Source organism: Psychrobacillus sp. FSL K6-2843, assembly GCF_038626375.1.
GTDB classification, from domain to species: Bacteria; Bacillota; Bacilli; order Bacillales_A; family Planococcaceae; genus Psychrobacillus; species Psychrobacillus faecigallinarum.
This window is the reverse complement of record NZ_CP152021.1, coordinates 864,684-877,714: the sequence shown is the minus strand read 5'-3', so window position 1 is coordinate 877,714 and position 13,031 is coordinate 864,684. Positions and strand designations below refer to the sequence as shown.

Below are 13,031 nucleotides of genomic sequence, written 5' to 3'. Positions count from 1 at the left end.
TTTTCATCCTCCTATCTTTTCACATTCATCGATTGTCTCTGTAAGAAGTGATACAAAGCACCGATTAAATTAGAATCGTTACCAAACTGACATCTTTCTACTTGGATGGTTAAGCTATCCTTATTGTGTTTCATTTGATTTAAGGTTTCATTAATCTGATCAATGAAACCTTCTCGAGTACTGATGGCTCCACCTATCAAGATTTTCTCCGGATCAATTACATACTGTAAATTATAAATCCCTACTGCTAATCGCTTCACAAATTTTTCTATTTCATCTCGTATTTCTTTATTACCATCTTCGGCCAATTCAAACACAGTTTTGCCGGTAAGGGAATTCGGATCCATTCCTTCTCGTTTTGCCACTTGGTTGATCAATCCACCGATTGCAGCTAAAGTACTCCATGTTTTCCCTATTGGCTCTTCGAAATAATCCTCCATGATCATATAACCAAATTCTCCAGCAAATCGATTCTTACCATGCCGGATTTTTTTATCAAGAACTAACGCGCCTCCGATACCGGTGCCAATCACAATACAAATATAATCCTGTACATCCTTTGCAGCACCAATCCATCCTTCTGCTAATCCAGCGCAATTAGCATCATTTTCAATTTCAACACGTATATGTGTCCGTTCCTGAACAAGTTCCTTTATACTCGGTCCATGGATATACGGAAGTGCTGTGACTCCACCAATATGTCCTGTTTCTACATTCACTGCACCAGGCAAACTTATAGCGATACCTTTTAATGCATACCTTTTTTGAAAATTCTTCACGATGGATTCTACCGTATCTACAAACAGTTCAAGACTAGTCTCAGGTGTAGGAGCAGAGGACTTTTCAATAAATAATCCTACCTCATCCATAAGGGCATATTTAATAGAAGAACCTCCAACATCAAAAACAGCGTAGTAATTCACACAATTACCTCCTATCAACCCTTTTCGTTCCACACGACTCCCTAATGATTAATTCTGAGTCAATCAATACTGGCTTTAATTGTGTTTCTCCATTTATCAAATCATTCAACATATAAGCTGATAATTTCCCGAATTTTTCTTTATCCTGCTTTACTGTCGTAAGTTTCGGCTCGCTATAGCGGCAAGCTACAATGTCATCACACCCGACAATTTGAATATCTTGTGGAACACTAAGTCCCTCTTCCTTTATCGCTCTTAGAGCACCCAATGCCATCAAGTCAGATGTGGCAAAAACAGCTTCAGGATACTCTTTGCATCGAAGTATTTTCTTCATCGCTTCATATCCGCTTTCTTCATGAAAGTCACCATACTGAATCCATTCTCCACGTATTTCAAGACCAAATTGTTGCATGGCTTCATAGAAACCTTGTTTCCGATAACGAGAAATAGCTGAATCCCATTTGCCGCCTATATAACCAATCTTTCTTACAGAATGTAAATAAAAAAATTCGATCACTTTTCTCGATAAATCCACGTTATCTGTCATGATGTAACTAGATTTTGGACCTTTTAACTCAATATCAATCCCAATACACGGAATTCCTTCCTTTGCCACATCATAGATAGCCTCTTCCACTTCCTCACCCGCAATCACTATACAGCCATCGACATGAAAATGTCGACATCTTGCTAAATAGCTGCCATGCCCCGTTTGAAAGCGTTCATTTGAAAACATGATAATATCATAACCTAGTAGACCAATATTCTTTTTGAAAGCTGATATAACCTCATTAAAATAAGGATGTGTCATTTCAACATTAATCTTCCCAGCATAGATCAGTCCGATTAGGTTTGACTTTTTTGTTGCCAGTGATCTTGCAGAAAAGTTGGGTTCATAACCCTTTTGGTTAATGACATCCATTACTTGTTTCTTTGTTTTCTCACTAATGCCTTCATAGTTGTTGATGACTTTTGAAACAGTCCCTGGGGAAACACCTGCCATTTGCGCTATATCTTTAATTGTTAAATTCATCTCTAATCCCTTCTATTTCACGTTACTTTATTTCACAGATCCTTCAGTAATACTTGATATAAATAAGCGGTTAAACAATAGGAAAATAATCAAAAGTGGTACAGTTGCCCAAAAAACACCTGATAAGATCATGCCAAAATCTGCATATTGTGTATTACTTAATTGGGCTAAAGCAACTTGAATCGTATACATCTCTGGATCTCTTAAAACGGTAAATTGCCATAAAAACTCGCCCCATGCAGCTGAGAAGACAATTATCCCTAAAGTTGCAAATGCCGGAAGTATAATTGGAAGCACAATACTACGATAAATTTTAAAGTTGGAACACCCATCTAATTTTGCTGCTTCAATTAACTCATCCGGTACAGATTGACTAATATATTGTCTCATCAGGAAAATCCCCAGAGGATTAAGGAAGAACAATACCATCACACCTGGTAATGTATCAAGTAATCCTGCCTTAGAAATCAGGAAATATTGTGGGATTAACCCTAATTGCGGCGGTATAATCATTGTTAAGAGGATAGCTGTAAAAAGTACATTTTTACCTCGAAACTTAAACTTCGCAAAGGCAAACCCAGCTAATGAACTAATAAATAAAACCACAATGGTGACAATGGAACAAACAATAAATGAGTTCCACATTGCTTGAAAGAAATCGATTTTATCCAAGACCTTATTAAAATTTTCTATTAACAAGCTCCCTGGTGTAACCGTTGGTGGAATGGAATTGTAAGCAGAACTAGGGCTTGTTGCCATTACAAACATCCAATAAAACGGAAACAACGAAAGTAGCGATGCAATGGATAATAGTACATAAGCAAGGATTCTGCTAATGGACGGTTTTTTTCCCTTCTCCGATTTATTCACTAGTTTCCACCTCTTTTCTTCCTGCCAATACCTGAGGTTAAGAAAGTATTTATGGCAGCAAAAACAGTTATCAATACTAATAATATAATAGCTGTAGCTGACGCTGTTCCAAAAGATTGTAATTTAAAGGCATCCCGATATAAATACATCACAATAGTCATGCCTTCGTCTCTTGTGAAAGCACTAGTTCCTAAAAAGATAGTTGGTTCAGAAAATAACTGCAAAGCCCCTACAGTCGATGTGAATACAGTTAAGATGATAAATGGCTTAAGCATCGGTATGGTAATGTACATAAGCTGCTGAAATTTATTTGCTCCGTCAATCGTTGCAGCTTCATACAAATCATTTGGAATACTTTGAATACCAGCAAGATAAATAATGGTGTTATACCCTACCCATCTCCAAAATACCATAATCGATATGGCAATTTTCGTTCCCCATTCAGAGCTGCTCCAGTTCACAGGATCTAGACCCGCCAAACTTAACACATAATTGGCTAAAGAAGATTCATGATCACTAAACAACACACTGAAAATAAGAGCTACAGCTACCATGGAAGTTATATACGGCATAAAAATCGTTACTCTAAAGAAGTTCTTAAACTTAAGAAATGCAAGATTTAACAAATAGGCAAAAATGATTCCGAACAGTAATTGTGGGGCGGTACCCATGATTCCCATGACGATTGTATTGTAAACTGATTTCCAAAAAAGAGGATCGGTTAAGACTATTTTAAAATTAGCTAAGCCAACAAATGTCATAGGACTTAATCCGTTCCATTTTTGAAACCCTAAATAAATACTAAATAATGCTGGATATAACCCAATAATAGCAAAAATAATAAAGAAAGGGGCTATATATAAATAGCCTGAAGCCATATCTTTTTTCTGTTCAGACATGTACCTTTTTTTTCTTACCTTTTCCTTATTACTTACAGTATTCATGTACTCACCTCATCCCTATCAAAGGTGGAATTGGAGCTCATTAACCCCTCATCCACCTTCATATCTAGTAATCTTTTTATCTAGCGATTTAATAAATCTTTTGCACGTTTAACTGCCGATGTCCATTCTTTTTCTGGATCTGCTCCTTTAGATTGAACATTCTTCAAGGCATTCAACACTTCCTGATAAAGTGGGAAGTATTTCTCTCCTTTATAAACTGCTCCATTAATGTCTTGGGCAGCTTTTGCAAATACTGGTGCTGTCGATTGTCCTCCAAAGAATTCATCTTCATTGTTTTTGAAGGCATCCATATCATAAACAGCTGGTGCAGATGGGAATAATCCTTTTGTTTGGAATGATTTCAATTGATTGTCTGGAGAGATTAACCATTCTGCGAATTTATAAGCTTCATCAGCATTTTTAGTTTCCTTTGGAATGGAGATAAAAGAACCGCCCCAGTTTGCAGCAAATTCAGTTGGTAAAGTAGCTACTCTCCATTTGCCAACAGCTTCCGGTGCATTACCTTCCATCCAACCTTTTAACCAACCAGCTCCTAATTCTGCTGCAAATTCACCTTTATTCACAGCATTTGCCCACTCCGGTGACCACATTTCAAATTTCCCAACAATTCCAAGCTCATTTAAATGTACAGCGTAATCATATGCTGCTTTAACAGCATTTTCATCTTGCTCTAGTAGTAATTCACCCTCAGGATTAAGGAAGGTTTCTTGAGCTGCGTCTAAGTAAGCTCTGAATGCCATTTCTATACTATCTACGAATGGTTTTCCTGTCTTTTCCTTCACCTTTATACCCGCTTCTTCAAATGCTTTTGGAGTACTTATTAAATTAGTTACTTCTTCAGGTTCAGTTGGTAACCCAGCTGCTTCAAATACATCTGTACGATAGTATAAAGCTTTAGGACCAATATCTGTTGGTAAGCCGATTAAGAAATCCCCAGCATTATTCTCCCCTGTGTTCCATTTCCAATCCAGGTATTGATCTTTAATATCTTTTGCACCAAGATCATAGAGGTTTTCAAATTGGTCTTGTGCTACTTTAAAACGGTCTAATTGATCAATCTCTAACATCGTAATATCTGGAGCTCCGCTTCCAGCCGATAATGCCGTAAATAATGCATCATGATGCTCTGCTGTTTCAGCAGCTCTTACTTTTATTTTCACATTAGGGTTTTCTTCTTCATATGCTTTCGCCAAGTCTTCATAGCCAGTAGCACCAAAAGTCCAAAAATTTAATGTAACTTGTTCTTGTTTGTCTCCGCCTTTTTCGCTATTAGACGATTCCTTTTCGGTTCCACTACAAGCTGCCAATGAAAATGCAAGAACTGTTGACAAGCCTATTGCACTTAATTTTTTCAAACCTTTCAATTTGATTCCCCCTATTTTTTTGACTAATGTTTTCTTACAGGTTGTAATTCTTCAACAAAAATAATGAAAGTTATTATTTTTGTATCATTCACCTCCCATATTGTTTTCCTCATAAAAACTAAACTTATTTACCATACTTCGGAAACCGGTTTCTAAACTTGATGAAAAAGAGCGATTATTAGAAGGTGAAACCGCTTTCAATTTGAATTATAAAACTAGATTGATATAAAATCAAGAATTTTCTTAATATTTTTAGAAAACGCTTTCCATAACTGAGGACGGATAACACAAAGTCTTAGAAATGCATAACATGTATAAGGAAATGCTTAAATAGCGTTGGAGGGATAAAGTATGGTGAGTTTCCAATCTTTTCATGGGATTGTTACTATGATAAGTGATTTTGCAACAGGGTTAAATGGAGAAGATGGTTGTTATACGTTAATGTCAGTAGACAACGGTAACGGGGCTTTAGTAAATTTTGTAGTATCACCCTCTACTTATTTTGTAGACCAAGAAATGGTAGGGGTTGGAGATTGGGTTACTGGATACTATGATGGAAATGCACCCGTTCCTTTAATCTTTCCACCACAATATCAGGCACTTGTTATAGTAAAAAATAATCCAAATCAATTTGTAAAAGTTGACTTCTTTAACAGCCAGTTTGTTAGTAGCGATGGTCAATTGAGCTTAAATATTTCACCGTATACCCCCATAATTTTGACAAACGGGCAAGCTTTTACAAAAAGTCCAGCAAACCGAAATCTAATTGTAATCTATGGCCCCACCACCCGAAGCATTCCTGCCCAAACCACGCCGTATAAAATTATTGTTTGGTGTTAGAAGGACGAATATAGGTGCCCGGGGTTCTTTGCACCTCACTGATTAGCTATTTTAAGAGACGCTTAGAATCCTTGTATGAACATTTTATGAAGTTGAAAGGCTAGGACAAAACCTTTCTTAGAAATTCAAGAGGCTGTGTTCTCCGCTACAGTGAACGCTTTTCTGGGGACACGGAGCGAGCCTGTAGTATCTCCTACGCGCTTGTCCCCTAGGATTCGCCGCCTTCGCTCAAAACAACTAAAATTCTTTATTCAGGTGAAAACTGTATATAATCTCAGAAATAAAAGAGGACATCTTCAGTTAAATTAATATAGCTACGTTAAAGGCAAAGGTTGATTTAAGACACAAAAAATGAGCTGGGATATTTTCTCCAAGCTCATTTTAATTTGATTTCCTTTTTACTAAAGCACACCGTTACTTTAAGTACAAACCTTCACAATATCTCCAAAGCCACCATTAATCAATTGTTTAGTCCAACACACCGAAATATAGACGATTTTTTAATAATTAATTTATTTATGGTAATGGCACTTCAATAGTCTTAGTAGGTCTATTTATGTCTTGTTCCCATTCTTTTATGATTACGTCTGTCGATTCCTCTAAATCTGCAACTGTCACTTTAATTTTATTGTCAGTAAGCCAATGAACATTCGTAATGGGCCAATTATAATTACTAAAATATTCATGATGTAAAGATGGAATTCTAGATTCGCCTCGAAATTCAAAATTAATGACAACAATTCGTTGTTTTGTCTTTTCGCTATTTGAAAGTAAAAACATGACATTTTCTTGATTTGGAGAATAGATTAGTTCACTTGTAAGAATACCTTCTCCTAAAGGAGCCATTGTACTCTTTTGATCTAAAGTAAGATACGCACTAGCACAAACAGTTTTTCCGCAATCAAATGTTACAAGATATGATGGTAACTCATTTTTTATGGGTGTATATTTTAAAGTCGATAGTACATCTTCTCGTTTGCCATAGTTATTTTCTGATATGTAATTCAAGAAACCATTATACTCCTGATAATTAAGTTCCACTAATTCACCACTTGTTGAATCAATCATTGTAATAGAGTCAGGAAAATTTGCTGAATTAGTAGGGTTCAACGTACTTTCTTCACCAATTATAGAAAAAACAAAAATAAGTGTTGCTGCGAAAACAGCTATACTTAATACAACAGGTAATAATGATTTACTCTTTTTGGGGGAAATTGGGTATAGTTGCTGAATTTTATGAACTACATTTCTCTGTTGTTGCGTTGTATCACCGATTTTCATTTTTAATTGTCGTTTGATTTCATTCATTTACAAACACCTCCCATTGTTGAGTAGATAGCTTTTCCTTCAATCGTTCCTTCGCTTTTTTTAATCGATACTTAATCGTACTTTCTGACGTATTTAACGTATAGGAGATTTTCTGTATGGTTAGTTCATTAAAGTAATACAGAATAATTACTTCTCGAAATTTAATAGGCAAGGATAAGACCGCTTCTGCCACAATCAATTGTTCATCTTGTAAAATAAGCTGATTTTTGGTTCGAATAATATCTGTAAAAACATTGGTTAATGTTTGTGTCCTGTAACGCCAACTCTTCAAATAATCTTTACATCGATTAATTGCCATTCGTGTTAAATACGTTCTCAAACTTGCTTGAGCTTGAAATTGCTCAGACTTAACCCAATAATTGATAAATACCTCTTGTACAACATCCTCTGCAGTATTCCAATCCTTCACGTAGAGATAGCTTAGCTGAAGTAAATAATCATTATGTTCATTGATAATAGATCGAAACCTTTCATCCTCAAGTTGATTCATAAGCATCCCCTTTCTACATATTAGACGAATTAAAAAGCATGAAAGTCTAATTTTTATTTATAAAAATAAAATTCCAAGCCTTTAACATTGGCTTGGAATAAAACTTGTTATCATTGTTCAAAATGACAGTGTATTCTTTCGAATTCATCAACTAATTCAATATCGTAAAAGATACCCTTCTTATTGAACTAACCTGCTGCTTTATTTTAATAAAAAAGGGCTTTACTCCTTCTTGAAGTAAAGCACTCGTTCGTATTATAAGGTCAGCCAGATAACTGGTTGACTATTTTTTATTCAATTTATAGATTGATAGTAGCCGGGGTAGAACGGAAGCACTCGTGGGACTTGATCCCGACAACTAAACAGTTCACCCTCTACTTGTTAACACATGATTAGGCTGGTTGGGACATGATGATCCCGCATAACAAGCGAAGATATGAATAACAAGCTAGATAGAGGTTACCGGTCAATACACTTTATGAGGAGGAGATAAAATATGAATCCAGTAGTCGGTCTGGATGTCGCAAAAGGTGAAAGTCAGGTTCAAATGTTCTTGGATAAAAAAATGCCCTATAAAAACAGTGTGAAGATTCAACATACCGTGGAAGGTCTTGAAGAGTTACACGCTTATTTACTAGATTTAGAGCGCAAAACAGGGTTAAAACCACCTGTTGTTTTGGAATCAACAGGTCACTATCATGCCCCAGTTGTACAGTTTTTAGAGGCACAAGAGTACATTGTCATAATCGTAAATCCACTGGTATCTTATCGAGCAAAAAGCTCTAACTTACGAAAAACTAAAACTGATGCCATTGATGCCTATCACTTAGGTGAACTATATTACAAAGAGGATTTAGAGCCTCAGAAAAAGCGTGGTATTCAGCTATTAAACCTTCGACATCTCACAAGACAACACGAAAATATGACGGGAATTATGGTTCAAACAAAGCTACAATTTCAAGCCATATTAGATCAAGTATTCCCGGAGTATAAAGGAGTTTATGGTGATTTATACGCTGAGATTTCATTAAGGACTTTACAGTCCTTTCCTACATCTGAATCAGTACTAAAAGCAGGTGTAGAAGAGATTGCACAATTTATTGATAAGCATTGTAAAGCACGTTCATTTAATTGGGCGTATGAAAGAGCTGAGGACTTAATCGCAGCGGCGGAACGCAACCCATTTCAGTCAACGCTTTATCAGAGCCTTCTCGTTAGTCTGAATATGTATATTGATTTACTTCAAGCGTACCGCCAACAACTTTCCACGTTAGAGCGTGAGATGGATCAATTGGCGGCACAACTCGAAGAATATGAATTAATCCAGTCACTTCCCGGTATAGGTGAAAAAATCGCGGCCACGATTCTTTCAGAAATCGGGGAAATTGAGCGGTTTAATCATCCGAAAAAGTTAGTAGCCTTTGCGGGTCTAGACCCAAGTGTGTTTGAATCAGGTCGCTTTAAAGGCACGAAAAATCACATTACCAAACGCGGTTCAGCTAGGCTTCGCCACACGCTTTACACAGCTGTTCGCTGTTCAATCCGAGATAGCCGTAAAAAGAAAACAAAAGATGAAACCATTGCACGAAATAAACGATTACGATCCTTCTACGATTTAAAACGCGATGAAGGTAAGCCGTATAAGGTAGCCGTTATAGCTTGTGCTAATAAGCTCTTACACTGGATTTATGCGATTTTAAAAACGAAAACACCATTCCAAGAAACTATTAAATAACATAATTTTCAAATATATCAAAAACCTTCCGAATTAAATTTGGAGGGTTATTTGTGTTGTGCATTTTTAGTATAACATGAAGTGTTTTTCGATTTAAAATGTTTTTCTTGACATTCTATTAGCTGGTTTAGTTTAAGTACATTATTTCACAAACTTCCTTTTCCCCTTCTTAATCACGGTTAACATAATTTAAATATAATTCCGAAAGATGAAATATAATACTAATAACGATTGCTGAGAAAAGGAGGTATGAGTTTGGGTCTTGTCGTTATGGCATTTTTCGCCTTGATATTCTTTGTTTTCTGTTTTATCATGGGTTCTATCTACTGGTTTGGCGACAAAGGAAGAAAATTTTAAAGATAAAAAGTGCTGCTTGCAACACTTTTTTCCTTCATTTGTGGATAAAGGCTGTCTTACCTGATAGCCCTGTTTTCTAAAGCACCCGTTAGTTGAACAAGCACCTTTTCATCTAATTCAAGTAATGGGCGAAATGTTCACTAAGACTTTTTTTATATTATTCAATTCACATCAATTTTTATCCAAATTTACTTGTTAGTGGAATTTGGCTTGATACTAAACAGTGTACGAGTTTTCTCGATATATTTTACAGTGCAAGGATAGGTCCCTCGTCTAACATCACTAAAATCATCAAACTCTCCAAAAACAACAAGACCATTAATTTCTACGTGAAGTTGATGGTTAGTTGTTCTACCCGTTGATTCAAATTCTGTTACGACACATTGACCACTCACTGTTTGAAAGTCCTTATTTTTAATGGCAATATAATCCACTGTATTCCAAATTATAAGAAACAAACATAGGATTCCAAAAAAGGTTACTGTAATAACACTAAAATAAAAATCTTTATGCCCCCGTTTTTTTTTCACAAAAAAGATTACTATAGAGGTGCAAATGATTAGCCCAATTAATGCATAGATTATGTCAAACATATGATTTTTCTCCTTTTCTAATGACAATCGACATAAATCCTTATTCAACTAAACTGCTTCGTTAGTTCAATAAGAAAAAGCTACCATTACAGGCAGCCGCTTGTTTATTTCAAAAATATATATAATATTGCAAAAATAAATTACTTTTGGGGTGATTTGGATGATTGCAAACTATTTGCTAACCAAAAAATAATTGTGAAAACTAGAATTGTAAATATTTTTTTTACATCTATCTCTATACCAATCCACAAGGTGTAAAGCAAAACAATTCCATAAAAAATAATTACGCTACTAATGTTATATTCTTCGAAAAACCTAGTATTTTTTTTCATTTCCAACCTCCTCATTTGATATGCTTTATAACTCTTCTAAAGCACCCGTTAGTTTAAGTACACCACTTCACAAACTCTATAAATTAAGCGAATTATTCCCCATTTGTATATTTATTATCTCCCATCATATAGTTAGATCTTTCTCCTGGTTTTGCATTTGAATTAATTGGATTTTGATTATTGTTATTAATTTTCTTATTTCTCCTGTCAACTAATACAGCAAAGGTGATAATAATAAAAAGAATAATAAAAACTATTAACCAAATCATATTTATCTCTCCTTTATTTACAGTATATTCTAACTTTTGAAACCTACAATCATTTTAAAGGATTCTCTTCTCAATAAGAAAAAAGGCTTTACTCCTTCTTGAAGTAAAGCACCCGTTAATTTAATATGAATCTCTAAATAAAATATAACTCCAAACAAATAAAACAATAGATAATATAAAATATAAAGTTTTAGCGACCCAGTATGGAAGTTTATCAAATATCCAAAATAACCCTTCAACAATGAATGAAAGTATTAATGATTCATTTATCCCAGTGCCTGTGCCCTCTTCTTTATGGATTTTCTTGTTGTGTCTAAAACCTAAAACAAAGAAGCCAATCCCAAATAATCCAACTATAACTGCTTCCCACAAAATTATTACCTCAATTCCATCAATGGTGTTATTGTACCTGTTTTTCACCTTATTAAACTAACCTGCTGCGTTAGTTTAAGTGTAACATTTCACAATGCATATTCTGAGATCAACTTAATATATTGCACATAAAAATAGACCATCGAAATGATGGCCACATTTTACTAAACCAGCTAATAGGATGTCAATATTTTTCTCTAAAATTATTATTAATCTTATGATATACTATTTTATGCATGACAAATAGCCCTCCAAAAACCTTTTGGAAGGTTTTCTCTTAATTACTTGTAACCAGTAATTACGCTATATCTTGGAAAGTTTCTTTGCTATTTAATAAAGCATAAATCCAATGAAGCAGTTTGTTAATACAGGCTACTATCGCCACTTTTGCAGGCTTTCCCTCTGATTTCTTCTTATCATAGAATTCTTTCAGCTTGTTGTTTCTTGAACTTCTGATACCACACAATACGGCAAGATACAAAGCATGGCGTAATCTACTTGAACCTCGTTTTGTAATACGATTGGTTGTGGCAGTAAACTTTCCTGATCAGTGAACACTGGGATCTACTCCTGCAAAGGCAACTAGTTTTTTCGGATGATTAAACCGTTCGATTTCTCCGATCTCAGAGATTATCGTGGCAGCGATCTTTTCTCCGATTCCTGGAATCGATTGGACAATCTTGTAATCTTCTAATTCATTTGCCAAGGTCACTATACGAATTTCCAACTCCGAAAGGTGCCCTTGGTACTGAAAAAGCATTTCAATATACATTTGAAGATTGATCAAGTGACTATGATACACCACTTTTTGAAATGGATTTCGATAGGCAGAATCCATTAGTTTTTTTGCCTTTTCCAATGCCCATTGACTAGAACGTCTTGGACAAAACTCCATCACACACTCCGCTAGCTTACTTTCTCCAGCTGCTATTACATCTTCTGAAGTTGGGTATTTCTTTAACATCAATAAAGAAACCTTTGAATAAAGATCACCAAAAACCTTGCGGTATTCAGGAAACACTTGATCTAGAATAGTGTGAAACTGTAGCTTAGCCTCCACATACATATTCGTCACAAGCTCCTGTTGTCTCGATAGATTTCTAAGATTTAAGAGTTGAATCCCTCTTTTTTTATGAGGTTCAAAATCTTCTTTGTAATAAAGCATACACAACTGATACGCATCAATTGCGTCTGTTTTTACCTTTCTTAAACTAGATCTCTTCGCTTGATAAGAAATAATAGGGTTAAGCAAGATATATAAAACCTCATTCTCCTCCAAGCATTGAATAACAGGAGAGTGGTAATGGCCTGTAGATTCTAGAATGACTATAGGCATTTGCCCGGTCATCACTTCAATCTCATGTAAGAAGCCTATAAAATGGTCTAAATCCTCTTGTGTATGCTTCATAGAATAACTCTTTCCAAACGGCTTCGATTTATCTAAAAATGCCTGAACTTGGCTCTCTCCTTTTGCCACATCCAGACCAACTACTGGGTTCATTTAACTTCCTCCTCTGACTAACTCACCAGTACCCCTGTTCCTCCTTATAGTGTCATAG

13 protein-coding genes and 1 pseudogene are annotated in these 13,031 nt (G+C 35.4%); 2 read left to right on the top strand and 12 right to left on the bottom strand.

The features are described 5' to 3' along the window. Positions 1-11 precede the first annotated feature (11 nt). From MKY94_RS04370 to MKY94_RS04350, 5 genes are all read right to left on the bottom strand, one after another. A complete protein-coding gene (locus MKY94_RS04370; protein WP_151111153.1) occupies positions 12-923 on the bottom strand; it encodes an ROK family protein in 912 nt (303 codons plus the stop codon). Positions 924-927: 4 nt separating this feature from the next. Beyond that, positions 928-1,956, bottom strand: coding sequence for a LacI family DNA-binding transcriptional regulator (locus tag MKY94_RS04365; RefSeq protein WP_144537260.1), 1,029 nt, complete (start codon positions 1,954-1,956; stop codon positions 928-930). 27 nt (positions 1,957-1,983) lie between these two features. Then, positions 1,984-2,826, bottom strand: coding sequence for a carbohydrate ABC transporter permease (locus tag MKY94_RS04360; protein ID WP_144537258.1), 843 nt, complete (start codon positions 2,824-2,826; stop codon positions 1,984-1,986). After that, a complete protein-coding gene (locus MKY94_RS04355) occupies positions 2,826-3,770 on the bottom strand; it encodes a sugar ABC transporter permease (RefSeq protein ID WP_154311389.1) in 945 nt (314 codons plus the stop codon). Before MKY94_RS04355 ends, MKY94_RS04360 begins: the two co-directional genes overlap by 1 nt. An 80-nt stretch (positions 3,771-3,850) precedes the next feature. Beyond that, positions 3,851-5,155, bottom strand: a complete 1,305-nt coding sequence (locus MKY94_RS04350; protein WP_144537254.1) for an extracellular solute-binding protein — start codon at positions 5,153-5,155, stop codon at positions 3,851-3,853. Positions 5,156-5,506: 351 nt separating this feature from the next. On the opposite strand from MKY94_RS04350, the gene MKY94_RS04345 reads away from it, so the two are divergent. Continuing rightward, complete coding sequence (locus MKY94_RS04345; protein ID WP_144537252.1) at positions 5,507-5,995, top strand: hypothetical protein; 489 nt, start codon at positions 5,507-5,509, stop codon at positions 5,993-5,995. A 516-nt stretch (positions 5,996-6,511) separates the two neighbouring features. Here MKY94_RS04345 and MKY94_RS04340 read toward each other — a convergent pair. Both MKY94_RS04340 and MKY94_RS04335 read right to left on the bottom strand, forming a co-directional pair. Then, a complete protein-coding gene (locus tag MKY94_RS04340) occupies positions 6,512-7,303 on the bottom strand; it encodes a hypothetical protein (RefSeq protein WP_342578100.1) in 792 nt (263 codons plus the stop codon). Beyond that, positions 7,296-7,814: a sigma-70 family RNA polymerase sigma factor gene (locus MKY94_RS04335; RefSeq protein ID WP_342578099.1), complete on the bottom strand. Its 519-nt coding sequence runs from the start codon at positions 7,812-7,814 to the stop codon at positions 7,296-7,298. Before MKY94_RS04335 ends, MKY94_RS04340 begins: the two co-directional genes overlap by 8 nt. 496 nt (positions 7,815-8,310) lie before the next feature. Between MKY94_RS04335 and MKY94_RS04330 the strand changes: the two genes are divergently transcribed. Beyond that, entirely contained in the window at positions 8,311-9,549 is a 1,239-nt protein-coding gene (locus MKY94_RS04330; protein ID WP_342578001.1) for an IS110 family transposase, read from the top strand. 545 nt (positions 9,550-10,094) lie between these two features. Here the strand turns inward: MKY94_RS04330 and MKY94_RS04325 are convergent. The 5 genes and pseudogenes from MKY94_RS04325 to MKY94_RS04305 form a co-directional block, all read right to left on the bottom strand. After that, positions 10,095-10,499: a hypothetical protein gene (locus MKY94_RS04325; RefSeq protein WP_191696599.1), complete on the bottom strand. Its 405-nt coding sequence runs from the start codon at positions 10,497-10,499 to the stop codon at positions 10,095-10,097. A gap of 140 nt (positions 10,500-10,639) precedes the next feature. Continuing rightward, positions 10,640-10,831, bottom strand: a complete 192-nt coding sequence (locus MKY94_RS04320) for a hypothetical protein (RefSeq protein WP_144541839.1) — start codon at positions 10,829-10,831, stop codon at positions 10,640-10,642. A 92-nt stretch (positions 10,832-10,923) separates the two neighbouring features. After that, positions 10,924-11,100 (bottom strand): hypothetical protein, encoded by a 177-nt coding sequence (locus tag MKY94_RS04315; protein ID WP_191696600.1) that lies wholly within the window; start codon positions 11,098-11,100, stop codon positions 10,924-10,926. 120 nt (positions 11,101-11,220) lie between these two features. Beyond that, positions 11,221-11,520, bottom strand: coding sequence for a hypothetical protein (locus MKY94_RS04310; protein ID WP_191696601.1), 300 nt, complete (start codon positions 11,518-11,520; stop codon positions 11,221-11,223). A 250-nt stretch (positions 11,521-11,770) separates the two neighbouring features. Further along, a pseudogene (locus MKY94_RS04305) lies at positions 11,771-12,973 on the bottom strand (IS110 family transposase). Positions 12,974-13,031 lie beyond the last annotated feature (58 nt).